11 protein-coding genes are annotated in these 13,685 nt (G+C 37.5%); all 11 read right to left on the minus strand.

The window, feature by feature from the left end:
* Positions 1 to 22 precede the first annotated feature (22 nt).
* The 11 genes from AB3K24_RS06225 to AB3K24_RS06275 all read right to left on the minus strand — a co-directional run bounded on the left by AB3K24_RS06225 (position 23) and on the right by AB3K24_RS06275 (position 13,434).
* On the minus strand, positions 23 to 658 hold the full coding sequence (locus AB3K24_RS06225) for a sugar transferase (protein WP_367974384.1): 636 nt from the start codon (positions 656 to 658) through the stop codon (positions 23 to 25).
* Between the two features lie 15 nt (positions 659 to 673).
* Positions 674 to 1,462 carry a type I methionyl aminopeptidase gene (map, locus tag AB3K24_RS06230; protein WP_367974386.1) on the minus strand — a complete coding sequence of 263 codons (789 nt, stop codon included), beginning with the start codon at positions 1,460 to 1,462 and terminating at the stop codon, positions 674 to 676.
* 150 nt (positions 1,463 to 1,612) lie between these two features.
* The gene (locus tag AB3K24_RS06235; protein WP_367974388.1) at positions 1,613 to 2,581 is read right to left on the minus strand and encodes an ROK family glucokinase; all 969 of its coding nucleotides are present in this window, start codon (positions 2,579 to 2,581) and stop codon (positions 1,613 to 1,615) included.
* Between the two features lie 162 nt (positions 2,582 to 2,743).
* Entirely contained in the window at positions 2,744 to 2,950 is a 207-nt protein-coding gene (locus AB3K24_RS06240) for a YqgQ family protein (RefSeq protein ID WP_367974389.1), read from the minus strand.
* On the minus strand, positions 2,947 to 3,636 hold the full coding sequence (locus tag AB3K24_RS06245) for a rhomboid family intramembrane serine protease (RefSeq protein ID WP_367974391.1): 690 nt from the start codon (positions 3,634 to 3,636) through the stop codon (positions 2,947 to 2,949). Before AB3K24_RS06245 ends, AB3K24_RS06240 begins: the two co-directional genes overlap by 4 nt.
* A 57-nt stretch (positions 3,637 to 3,693) precedes the next feature.
* Complete coding sequence (gene addA / locus AB3K24_RS06250) at positions 3,694 to 7,422, minus strand: helicase-exonuclease AddAB subunit AddA (protein ID WP_367974393.1); 3,729 nt, start codon at positions 7,420 to 7,422, stop codon at positions 3,694 to 3,696.
* Positions 7,400 to 10,936, minus strand: coding sequence for a PD-(D/E)XK nuclease family protein (locus AB3K24_RS06255; protein WP_367974394.1), 3,537 nt, complete (start codon positions 10,934 to 10,936; stop codon positions 7,400 to 7,402). Before AB3K24_RS06255 ends, addA begins: the two co-directional genes overlap by 23 nt.
* Positions 10,937 to 11,048: 112 nt before the next feature.
* A complete protein-coding gene (ntdP, locus tag AB3K24_RS06260) occupies positions 11,049 to 11,618 on the minus strand; it encodes a nucleoside tri-diphosphate phosphatase (RefSeq protein ID WP_010016797.1) in 570 nt (189 codons plus the stop codon).
* A 68-nt stretch (positions 11,619 to 11,686) separates the two neighbouring features.
* Entirely contained in the window at positions 11,687 to 11,959 is a 273-nt protein-coding gene (locus AB3K24_RS06265) for a hypothetical protein (RefSeq protein WP_367974396.1), read from the minus strand.
* 2 nt (positions 11,960 to 11,961) lie between these two features.
* Positions 11,962 to 12,759: a recombination regulator RecX gene (recX, locus tag AB3K24_RS06270; protein ID WP_367974398.1), complete on the minus strand. Its 798-nt coding sequence runs from the start codon at positions 12,757 to 12,759 to the stop codon at positions 11,962 to 11,964.
* 99 nt (positions 12,760 to 12,858) lie between these two features.
* Positions 12,859 to 13,434 carry an NADPH-dependent F420 reductase gene (locus AB3K24_RS06275; protein WP_367974399.1) on the minus strand — a complete coding sequence of 192 codons (576 nt, stop codon included), beginning with the start codon at positions 13,432 to 13,434 and terminating at the stop codon, positions 12,859 to 12,861.
* Positions 13,435 to 13,685: the final 251 nt, after the last annotated feature.

Genomic DNA, 13,685 nt, shown 5'->3' on the forward strand with positions numbered 1-13,685 from the left:
CGTTGTCTACTAATTATCATGACTAATAGGCTCCTTTTGATTTAAAAATTGCAATGACATTTCTAAATACAATGCTAATATCATAAAAAAAGCCGGCATTTGCAACATATTCTAATTCTATTTGTGTTCGTTCTGGATACTCTATCAATGATCGGCCACTTGCTTGCCATAAGCCTAAAGCACCCGGCCTAACTGACAAGAAAACATCTTTTTGATTACCATACTCTTTTAACTCTTCAGCAACAATTGGGCGTGGTCCTACTAAACTCATATCACCAATCAACATATTCCAAAACTGCGGAATCTCATCAATTGTCGAACGCCGCAAAAAAGAGCCTAATTTTGTAATACGCGGGTCTTCTTTCGTTGGTAGTTTATAACCACTGGTTACGTACTTTTCGTATAACACCTGATCTGCTTTTAAAATTTCTTCAGCATTTGGTACCATTGAGCGGAATTTATAAATATTAAATGGTTTACCTTTTTTACCAATTCGTTGTTGTTCAAATAACGCTGGTGATTTTGGACTATCTATTTTTAAGATAACAAACACAATCAAAAATATTGGCGATAGTACAATTAATCCAAGTAACGCAAAAACCACATCAATGAGCCGTTTAGTAATTAAATATGATTTGTGTTTTGGCTTAATTTTCAAATTTCTAACCCACTTTTACAAATATTTTGCGTCAAATTCAGAATCTTGACTTGTTAATATTTTTGGTCCTTCTTTTGTAATTGCTAGCGTGTGCTCATACTGCGCTGACCATGAACCATCATGCGTTGAAACCGTCCACCCATCTTCATCGGTTTCGTCAGTGTCAACTTCCCAACCACCAATATTAATCATCGGTTCAATGGTAATAACCATACCTTCACGTAAACGAATACCATGCCCTGGTTTACCATAATGCGGTACTTGTGGTTCTTCATGCATCGTTGGCCCAACACCGTGACCAATATATTGGCGTACATCACCATAACTATTTTCAACTTCAGTGTATTGTTGAATTGCGTTACCAATGTCTCCAATGCGGTTACCAATAACAGCTTGGTCAATACCTAAATACATTGCTTTTTTAGTGACGGCCATTAGTTTTTCAATTTCAGGGGATACATCTCCCACGGCATACGACCATGCTGAATCTGATACAGCGCCTTTAAGTCCGACAACCGTATCGACCTTAACTAAATCACCGTTCTTCAAGTGCAAGCCTTTGCGCGGCAAACCATGGGCAACTTCATTATTAACACTAATTGTTGTTGCATATTTAAAGCCTTCAAAACCTACTTGTAAAGCCACAGCACCGTGGCTTTCAATGTAGTCACGTGATTTTGTTTCAATTTCCCATGTGTCAATACCTGGTTTGATTAAATCGCGTAACATATGGTGCATACCAGCAATAATTGCGCCAGATTGACGCATTGCTTCTATTTCTCTCGGTGATTTTAAAGTAATCATTTTGTATCTTCTTTCTGTAAAACAAGTCGCTTTTAGCTTATTAATTAATTAACAATACCATATATTATACCTTTTTTAGCCTATCAAGTGTTATTTATTAAAAAATGTGTTAAAAAAACAACCATCTGGTTGTTAGATAATCATACTTATTTAGTCCTTGTTACCACGTGCTAATGATGCAGCGCCTATCACACCAGCATCATTACCTAACTCGGCTAATTTCACTCGCGTTGTATCTCTGACCGTTGGAAATGCAAATGTCTGCCAGTTTTTTTCGACACGCGCCCGTAAGAACTCGCCCGCAGCTGCTACACCGCCACCAATAACGACGGCTGATGGATTTAATATATTTGACATAATTGCTGTCGCATAACCTAAGTAATACGCCACCTTATCAATAACTTTATTAGCCAAAAAATCGCCGTCTTTTGCTAAATCAAATACAATTTTTGAGGTCACTTCATCACCATTAGAAATCAATTGTTTCAACTTTGAAGACCCAACATACTCTTCAGCAAAATCTTGTGCCAAGTGTACAACGCCAGTTGCCGAAGTATACTGTTCCAGACACCCTTTGTTTCCACAAGTGCACAAGTAACCATTTGGCTCGACGACAACATGCCCAATCTCACCACCAGCACCAGCTGTGCCATGAATAAGTTGACCATTTGAGACTAAGCCCCCACCAACACCGGTACCCAGTGTTATAAACGATACTTCACCATCGTTATTACCGGCACCCCTCCACGCCTCACCTAATGCCGCAGCATTAGCATCATTGTCCAATGTTAATGGGAACCCAGTGCCAGATTCAATATCTGCTTTAACATTTTGTTCTGTCTTCCAATTTAAGTTATAAGCCCCTGTCACAGTACCAGTTGTTCGATTTACCGTTCCAGGTGTTCCCATGCCAATACCAATCACCCGTTTTGCATCCAATTGATATAAGTCAAGGTGGTGGTTAATTGATTCAATAATATCTGGCACAATATGCGCCCCATCGTCAAAAACATTGGTTTTAATTGACCATTTTTGTTGAATTTCGCCATTTTCAGTCAAAATAGCAAACTTAATTGTTGTGCCACCAAGGTCAACACCGATTAATTTATCTTTAGTCATGATTTTAAAGTGTCACATACCGCTAACAATTAGATTGAACCGCAAGCGCGCGATACAGTACACGTTTCCTCCTAATAAATTTATTACCCACTAATTCTAACAGAAAACGCTTGCAAATTGCAAGCGTTTTCATAGTTTTCAGTAAACAATTTGATACCAGAATTAATCACTGGGATTTTCTTCTTCTAACCGATGTTCATGCGCTAATATCAGCTTCATTGTGGCATATTTCTTGTTGTCAATAACATCTGCTTTTTTTAAATTATCAATCTCTAATGCAGCCATCTCAATATCCCACATCCGTTTACCAACATGAATATAAATACCAAACGTTTTTAAATAAGTTAATATATCATAAAAATTTTTCATGAAACGCCCCCTGTTGCGGTTAAAGTCAGTACGATAATCAAAACCGTTACCGCAGCCATTGTCAATCGCCAGGCCATTGGATATTTTCCAGAACGACCATAGAAACCAAACATAACAGCAAACATCATGCCACCGATTAGACCACCAATATGCCCCCACATGTCAATACCTGTTGAAAAAAACCCAGACATGAGATTGAGAGCAACAAAAAGTCCCATCATCGTGCCTTGCGATCGGATACGTGGATCATGCTTAAATTGAACAGCATATAATATCAATCCACCAAACATGCCAAAAAGTGCAGAAGACGCACCAACCGAAACAGTCAGTGGTGCAAATAGATATGACATGATATTGCCAACAATACCGCCAAACAAATACAAACCTAAAAACTTGCGACTACCAAATGTTTCTTCAGCAATTGGACCAATAAACCACAAAGTCAGCATATTAGTTAATATATGCATAAAACCAGCATGTAAAAATAAAGGCATTACCAAGCGCCAATACTGATCATACATTTTAATGTATGGTCCCCATTTTGCGCCAAAAGCTACCAATAAACTGCCATTATCTGTTTGTCCGCGTCCAATAATAAATTCGACGACAAACACCAGGACCGTTAAGACAAAAATACTAACTGTCACTGGTGTGTTTTTAAATTGTTGTTTTAAAGTTAATAACATAGTCCTTATTTTACACTATTATTAACAAGAAAGATAAGCCGAACGGTCTGTTTGCAACTAATCGTTCCCATGAGGTGATGTCACGCTGATCACTTGACCAACGCTTAAAACTATAATTTGTGGCTCATAAAAAGTATAAGTTGGAAATTCTTGCTGTAAAGCTTGCTGATACAGTCTTAATTGCCCTTGATAGCGTGTTTTAATTTTTTGTAAATCTTCTGTGACGCGGTCGTGTCTAACAAAATCTGTTTTATAATCGAAAATAGTCAGCGATCGTGTTGTTTCGTCAATAAAGTAACCATCAATAATCCCATGCACGAGTACTGGCGCATCATCAGTTAATGTTGGATAAATACGATTAGCTGGCATAATCATTGCAAAAGTTGCTTCTCGTTGCAGTGTATCGGCATGTTGCATCAATCGTTTGGCGAATGGTGTTTCCAAAAAATCTGTTAATTGGCTGATATTAATCAAAGCTGCAACTTGCGGTAAAATACGTTTACTAGCCACTAAATGATCACGTAATTTTTCTAATGTTTGCTGTGTTTGTATTTGCCCAAAATCAATCAGTTGTAATAATAAGTGTGTCGCTGTACCAACTGCCGCATGAGATGGTTTATGCGAGCCATCAGTCATAAATTCTGGTAGCGCTAAGCTTTGCTTAACTAACTCATTAGCAGGTTTGAAAGCGCCGTCTTCACTGATATCTAATGTTTTTAAATTAAGACGATCTGGGTCTTCAAACAAACGTTTCATCTCACTAACAGACTGATAAGCAGCCGTATTGCTAGCTGCTTTATTGGCATAATCATAAGCCAAAATTTTTTGGGCCTGCATATAATCTTTGGCATCATATGAACCGTCTATTGTTTTGTCATCAGTACTGTTTGTATCTGACGGTTGTGTTAAGACAATGTCATTTTCAGCCATAAAATGCACAGTTAATTGGGCATCCAATAACGTTTCTGGCCCGATTAAACGTGGTGCATCGCCATCACCTAACCAATTCTCAAGTGCCTCATTTTTAGCACGCGCTAAACTCATGATTAACCATGCTAAATAAGATTTAGCAGTCAACCGTAAATCTTCAGCCAAAAATTGTCCGGTCGTATTTTTAGCCCGTTGCCACAGTTCAGATAATTGTTTATTTTGACCGTCTTCATCAACTTTGACCGTCCCAATCACATACAATTGTTGTTCTGCACGTGTCAATGCCACATAAAGTAACCGCATCTCTTCCGACCAGCTTTGGCGTTTAATGGCTTGTTGCACCGTTAATTTTTGTAAGGTCGGCATGGACACCAACGCATCAGGCTGCAAATAATCAATACCAATGCCGGCATCTTTTTGAACTAATACCTTGCCTGTCAGATCTTTTGTATTAAATGCTTTATCAAATTCTGGTAAAAATACGATCGGAAATTCTAAGCCCTTCGAAGCATGAATCGTCATAATACGAACCGCCTGTACATCAGATTCCTGTGGCGCCTCACCTAGTTGCCCGTCGTTTTCTTGTAACTGTTCAATATAACGTACAAATCGAAATAACCCAGCATTCGTATTATTTTGATACGTGCGGGCATATTCGTACAAAGCGTGCAAATTAGCCTGCCGTTGTGTCCCACCAGGCATACCTGCAACATAATCTAACCAAGCTGTATCATCAAATATTGTCCAAATCAACGCCACTAAATCATTTTGGATAGCTAATAAATGCCACTTATCAAACAAATTTATAATTTTTTTGCTGCGTTCATCATGCTCAGAAAACTTCTGCAAGGCAGACCAATAATCGTGTTTTTGGTCTGCTAGTCGCACAGCTGCAAGGTCATTTTCTGTCAAATCAAACAGCGGTGAACGTAATATAGCAGCCAAAGGTATATCTTGATGCGGATTGTCAATCACACGCAAAACATCAAGGATCAAATAAACTTCCATGGTTTGAAAATAGTTACCCACAGTCTCTACTTGAACAGGAATACCTGCTTGTCTTAAAGTTGCCACTAAGTCTATATAACCCGCTTTTGATCGCGTTAAAATTGCAATATCTGCATAAGTAACTGGGCGCATCCCCGCTGGCGTAATTTTGCGATCAAATAGCGTTGTTTCTCGTAATTTTAAAATTTTATCAGCTAAATGTGCATACTGTGCTTGTCGCTTTTCAAATACTGCCGTGCTCTCTTCATCAGTCACTTCTTGATTTGAATCCTGTTTTGTTATGATATCAATATCAAACACTGCTGGTACTGCTGTTGGATATGATGCTTTCGGTACTAACTTTGCTTCACCTGTATAGGCAATGCCACCTAATTTTTCATCCATTAGTTGAGTAAATATCAAATTAGTCATCCGTGTCACGTTATTTTGTGATCGGAAATTATCAGCCAATTCAATGCGACTGTCATCAGTATTTGTCAAGGCAAACTGCTTATATTTATGTGTAAATAAGGTAGGATCTGCTTGACGAAAACCATAAATACTCTGTTTGACATCACCAACCATGTACATATTTTTCCCATTCGATACTTGAGATAACAATGTTTCTTGTAACTGGTTGATATCTTGATACTCATCAACTAATATTTCAATAAATTGGCCACTAACTGTTTTTTGTGTTGCCTCATCAGCTAATATTTGCAACGCCAACGCACCCAGATCTGGAAAATCAACTAATTTAGCCTCCCGCTTGGCTTGATTAAAAGCCACACGAAAACTTTGTGTCACGCCAATGAGTGTCCGTACTAACTCGTCCGTCGCACCTTGTATTTTTTGCCAATTCGTTTGATCAAATCTAAAAAATGAGTCTATTAACTGGTTTAAATCAGATTTAGAGCCAACAATTTTATTTTTAACCGCTGTCACTTCAGTTAAAATAGACAACATGTCTGGTTCGCCTTTTATCCCCTTACTTGCGCGAGTTTCAATACTCACCTTAGGCATTTGAATAACTTTATCACGTAAATTATCCCATGTCACACCCACCAAATCTGACTGAATGCGTTGCAAATAGTCAATAATAGTTATGAATCCTGCTTGTGCTTTTTTAAACTCAGGTATGCCCGCAACTAAAGATTGCGCTGCCGTTGCTGAATCTAAAAGGTGTTTAATCATATCAGACACGATGGGAAATATGTCCTGTTGATACATAGTTGACTGCGTGATATCAACATTTTTCGACAGGTCATTATCATTTAAATGTTGCAACCACGCGTCACCGTCTGGTCGTGCTTCTGCAAAATCTGCTAGTTTTAAAACAATGTTTTGCAATTGCGTATCATCACTTGGACTGCTAAAATTAGTGACCAATGCTAAAAATTCTGCATGATTTTCGTATGATTCTTCGTAAAATGACGCAAATAATTCGCCTAACACGTCTTGGCGCAATAGATCACGTTCCGCAGTATCTGACAGTAATCGAAATTGCGGATCTAAGCCAATCACATGATAATAATTTTCAATTAACCGTAATGCGTAAGCATCTATTGTTGAAATATTAGCCGCTGGCAGTAGCAGCAGTTGTTCTTGTAAAAAACGTTTCATCTGGCTATCAGCTGTTTGCAGGCGTTTTTCAAGCGCTGTTTCCAAACGTTCCCGCATTTCCTTAGCAGCTGCATGAGTAAAGGTCACAATTAAAAAATTTTCAACACTCGTCCCAGTTAATATTTTTTGAATGAGACGTTCAATTAAAACGGTTGTTTTACCAGAACCAGCTGAAGCTGCAACCAAAATATTATGTCCTGTCTCTTCAACTGCACGTTGCTGATTAACTGTAAATGTCGTCGCCATTATCATCTGCCTCCTGTAAAATTTTTAAAATATTAGCCTTGCCTTTAGGTGTCTCTGGTCGGTAATTATCACCTAATGACCGATCAAACCGTAAAATATCGACATACGGTGTGTACTGTAAGCTTGCTGCTGTTGGTTCCAAAGGAAAAAGCCCTGCCAAAATTTCCTCTCCCGCAAATATAATATTATCAGTATTACGTTTTAATAGTAATGCAAAATCTTGCGCAGCTACAAAATCACTATTGGCGTAAAGTTCCCCATCATTTTTCTTCTTGAGTTGATAAAATTGTGAGATATTACTATCAGATAAATAGTCTAAACTATCAATATAATCTTCTTCTGAAACAAATAGACCACGGTATTTAAAAATATCTGGTCTTATTTGCCCAGCTAAAAGTGCATTAACATCCCCTTTAAAATCCGATATTAATCGTTTTTGTGGGGCTATTTGTGCAAAAAAAGCACCACCAATGGCTTCGACTCCAAGTGCTTCAGCATTCATTTGTGCTGCCTGCCAATATGTTAATAATTGCATTTGTAGTCCATCAAATGCTTGACCCCAATCAAATTGCTTGCCACTAGATTTATAATCAACAATTGTACCAAACACTTGTGCGTTATCTTGAATATCAAAACGATCAATTTTACCACGTACTTGCATATTAACTTGTCCCCGAGAAAATTTTAAAGCTGGTAGTGCATTTTTATCCGGAAAGCCAAATAGTTTTTCGACGGCACCAGGTCGCGCAATATTAACACGAGCAGCACGCTGCAAATTGGTTAGCAATGTTTCACTCACTTTTTGCAAATAATCTCGTATCGCACGCATTTTACCATTTTCTTGTAACAAGTTGTATTCTGGTAACGTTAATTGTGATGCCATTTCTTGTTGCAACAAGGTCATCAAATCGTCGGTTTTTATATCTCGCAAACTCATATTTTCTTGAATTAATCGCTGCAACACACCTTCTAGCATTGCATGATAAAGTGTGCCTGTTTGAGCCACGTTCAACTCATTGGTCGCACGTTCCTTTAATTTCAACCCATATTGCAAAAAATAACCTAATGGATTATTATAATAACTTTCGAGCTGAGATATGGAAACATTTAATTTTTCACCAAATAGTGCCTGTACAAATGCCGGTTTTAAAGTCTGACTCGTATTACGATAGTTTGGCGCCTTTAAAACATGTGTCAAACGCGCATTTTGTTGCTGACTAATCGCATTTTGAACTGCTTTAAAAGCTGCTGTTGTTTGTTGTGTGGGTATAATTTTAACTAATTCGGACAACGTCGCTCGGGGTGTCCCAATATAATGCTTTAACAAATCAACACTGCTACGTGGCACATTGCTAATTTTTTCAATCGTAATATCAAAAGCATCGATTAATCTTTTGAAGAAAGGTGATATTTCCGATATTTTGCCACTCGCATCTAGAATAGGATATGAGAATGTGACCCCACTTGTTGTCGTAGCCAAAGCACCATAAAATAGTAGATTTTCTTCGGCCATTTGCTGCTGTGCTGTATTTTGCAAATATTTTGTTGTCCCTGATTCTTGCAAGGCTGGTTGCACAATTAATCTTTCAGCATCATTAATTAACGCAGTTGTTTTCATTTGTGCTGGCAAATTTGCACGTGTCCCACCGATAAAAAAAAGATGCTTATAATGATTGCTTTGAACAATACCCGCTTCAGAAATCGTCAATTGGTCTAAGTTATTGGGAATGCCAGAAAATTTTGCGCCTGAAAAACCTGCGGTCAATACTTCTTTAAAAATAGTTAGATCAAATGTTGCTTCACCATTAATCGTCACAATATCATCTAGTGTTTGAATGAATAATTGCCAGACTTCCTCGCCTTGCCGTGAACGTGTTAATTCACCAGCTGCAAGTAGCATGTCACGTTGCTCTAAAATAGCATCGACAACATGGTATTTTTCTAACCACAGGACCAAATTAGTTGCTGCTTGCCGCATTGTTTTTGCTTGGTCTAATTGTCGTTGTAGATCGTCAAATGCTGATAATATAAATCGTCGCATTGTTTCAATTCGGCGATTGACCATACTATCGTCTGAGGTAATTGTTGCATCATCCTCGTCCACTTGGCCAACAATTGTGAATAGTTCAAATGGTTTATCTAAATTACGCCAAGTTGTTTCATAGGGGCGATTTGCGTAAAGATAATTGTCAAAATAACCCATCACATCAAAAAATTCTTTTTCAGGTACTAATGCATCATCTAAGTAAGGACGTAATAAACTTGTTTTCAAAATAGCCATCACATTTTGATATTGAAATCTATCTTTTTGAGGTAATAACAAATTCAATAGTAATTCAACTAATGGATGATTAGCCATTGGTTGATCATTATCTAAAAAATAAGGCAAATCAAATTGTGTCATCACCTCCGGTATATGTGCCGTATAGGGTGTTAAATCGCGCGCCAAAATTAAAATATCACGTAAGCGCATTTCAGGTTCATTAACTAGTAGTCGTCGAATACGTCGTGCAACTTCTTGTATTTCAACAATTGTATTTTCAGCAGCAAATGTCTGTAAGTTAACATGATCTTTTTCACCATTAAAAGCGCGATATTCACCTAAACTTTCCCAAGCTGATAAAACTTGTTTTGTTGTTTGGCTTAGATGGCGTAACTGTTTTGGCGCGTTGATCTGCACTTTTTTATCAAAGGTTTTAGCAGTATGTATGAGTTGTTGCGCTGTATACATTGGTTTATTAAAGACATCGCCATCTTGTTGTTTCCCTAATTTATCAGCCTGCCCTAAAAATGCAATTGACACTGGATATTTTGCAATCAATTGCGTGATCACTTGCATCTCAGCACTCGTAAAGCCATTAAAACCATCAAAATAAAACGCTACATTTTTTAGTGAAGATGCCGCTAACTGCATAGCAAAGAAAGGCAAAACTTCCTGTGTAGTCATATATTCCTTTCCTATTTTGCTGTCTAAGACATCCGCAACAATTGCTAAATCACGTAACTTGCTGCCGAGCGTTTGGTGTAAAAAAGTAGCATCATGACTCGTATCATTCAAAATTTGTAATAAATCTTGTGGCGTAATATGACTGGCACGCAATTCTACTAGCTGTGTGACTAGTGCAGATATAAAGCCACTTTTAGATTGCATCCGCGCAAAAATGGGCAATTGTCCGGCATAGTCCCGCAATATGTCTGACACCATAATAAATAAACCCGTATTTTGTATAATATTTGGCTGTATATCAGGCATATCCTTTAACAGCGCCCACGCCAATCGTGACAACGAGTATACTTGTAAACGACTTTGTGCATATAATTCTTTTTTAGGATTTTGACCATTTATTAACGCAAATTGCCTTAAAACATCGACCTCACTATCAAACTTAACATGATTTGGTACGATATAATAAACTGTTAGCGTTTTATCTTGTTGTATTTTCGTCTGCACATCTTGTAGCAAGGCATGACGTAGATCAGTGCGTGCATGATTCATATAAATTGTTAGTGCCATTTGACCCTCTTTTCATAGGTGACCGAAAGTTAATACGTTGTCTCACACATCATTTATTCTTTCTATATTTTATCACACAAAAAGGCACACAAATATTTGTGTGCCTTTCCTATCAACGACGATCTTTAAGCCGCTGTTGCATCAAATGCTGATATCTTGCATACCACACATCAATATAACCTTGTGAAAAAGGTCCTGTGCCTTCATTAATCCAGTCCACTAAAATTTTGACATGTGCTTTCAAAATTTGATCGATTTCTGGTGGATAATGCCATTTCTTACTATGTGCAGCATATTCATCAGCATCAAGTAAGTGCTTTTCACCGTCTGGAAAAACTTTAACATCTAAATCGTAATCAATATATTTTAGCGCCTCTTTGTCTAAGACATAAGGTGATGCTAAATTACAATAGTACGACACCCCATTATCACGTATCATTGCAATAATATTAAACCAATACTTCTTATGAAAATAAACAATCGCTGGTTCTCTAGTCACCCAGCGACGTCCATCATCTTCCGTTACTAAAGTATGATCATTTAATCCAATAATAGCGTTTTCACTGGTTTTTAAAACCATGGTATCGCGCCAAGTTCGATGCAACGAGCCGTCATGCTTGTAACTTTTGATCGTGATGAAATCACCCTCGCGTGGCCCGCGATTCGACTTATCAAAGCTCATGATCTTACCTACTCTTCTGACACCGAATTTCTATTTAATTGTACCAAATTTCACGATTAAATGATAGGCTACAAGTCATTGCGATGCCTATTACCGCGTACAAAATGTTGCGTGTTTATTTTTTGGTTAGATTTTTTAGCCGATATCAATTGTTTTTGTAACTGTACAATAATTAATTTTAAATTAGTCAGCTGGTTTCCCAATGTCTTAATTTGTTGCTGATTATAATTATCAATGTTGACTGCTTTTTGGAAATGTCGTAGCTCTTGTGTTATCTTAGCAGCTTGTTGCTCTGCTACCGACAGTTTTGTTTGTATGACTTTTAAATCATAAATCTGCATGATTAAGACTCGCTTTCAAGTGCTAACATGATGATATCAATCACTTCACGATGATAACCCTTGGTATAAAGATGGCTTTTTGTCTTATACTGTCGCTGACTCAGTGGCTCATTTCGATAACGATGCCAGAGTTTTTCGGCTTGCCTTTTAACATTGTCTAACTCAGTTGTATCATCATTACTTACATCAAGTTCAGCTACCACTAATTGGGCAATATCGAACGAAAAACCTTTATTCGCTAATGCCTGAATAATTTTTTGTTGCTTGGCACGTGTCGATTCACGTTTATAAGTATTAGAAAATTTGATAGCCATTTTTTGGGCAATTTCAAGTTGCTCTTCATGTGTATAAGATGCCAGTGCCAGTTCAATATCCTCATCTATTATGCCAGCTTGCTTCAAATCCATTTTAATCACATTTGGTCCTTTTGGACTAATTAATTTTTTTGTTGTCACATAATGCATTGCATAATTAGTGTCATCCAAGTATCCCAGACTCTTTAATTGTGTAATCGCCTGATCTTGTATTTCTTCAGACACTTCTTTTTCCGTTAATTTTTGTTTAACCTGTTTAATTGTACGTAAGGCATGTCCTAAATAATTGATGGCTGTATTGAACGCTTTGGCGATTTCTTCATCATGCATGATTTGTTCAATTAATGCGTCATCGAGCTCACGTCCTTTGGCCAAACCATATTTAATCAACACACTTTCAGATACACCAAACGCAAACTGTTTATCTAAATCAACGCTGTAACGCCCGGCTTTTTTTTGTGTTGCAATTTTCGTGATAGTTTTCATACTTCTATTGTACGAAAAAAAGCACCGAAGTGCTTATTTATTTAAAACCATTTGCGTGTTTTAATTGTCGTGTGGCTAAATTAACACCAAAATGACTATTTAATTTACCAATCCAAAGCCGCCAGTCCATCCAATAATTTCCTTAGCAGCCAACGTCATTTGCAAAAATCCTAGTGCTTCAAGTTCACGCGCACGTTGTAGAGATCCGGCATCAATAACAGGTAACCCACTGCCAACCAATGCTGATATAATAGTCTGTTTAGCTAATTGATCGTCTGAAGCCAATTGAACAGTTGTTTGCAGCGTCTTGCCAACTGTTTTAGTAGCTAACGTACCAGCAAAATTTGTATTAAATCCTTTAACAATTTTAGCTTCAGGTGCAATCGCTGCAAATTCTGCAGCAGCTGAGCTATCAGCAGGTACAACCAATCCATCCCAAGTTTCAAAATTTACAGGATTAGTAATATCAATAACAATTTTACCCGTTAAATCAGCCTTATGATTTTCAACAATCAATTTTGCTGCGTCATAAGGCACAGCAAGAACAATAATGTCGCCGAAATCAGTTACCTCATCATGCGGTCCAACAAAATTAACCGAATTATTCGCTTCTGAAAAGTTCTGCCCAATAGCGGTCCCCATATTTCCTTTTCCAAAAATAGTAACTGTGCTCATAACATTCTCCTTACTTTTAATAAGTCAATTGTATAGTTATCATTATCAATTGTCAAGTATTTTTAACCTGCATTTGAGTTTGAACTTTAATCGATTAAAGTTCAAACAGACATACCACATACAAACTACTGATCTCATTTAACACTGTAACAACACGGCTTTTTTATGACATTTGCCATGCTTTATATTGTATGAAAAAAAGCATGGATTTCTCCACGCCATAAAAGTCTAACTTTTTGAGAACACGACAT

This window comes from Leuconostoc aquikimchii, from assembly GCF_040838325.1.
GTDB classification, from domain to species: Bacteria; Bacillota; Bacilli; order Lactobacillales; family Lactobacillaceae; genus Leuconostoc; species Leuconostoc aquikimchii.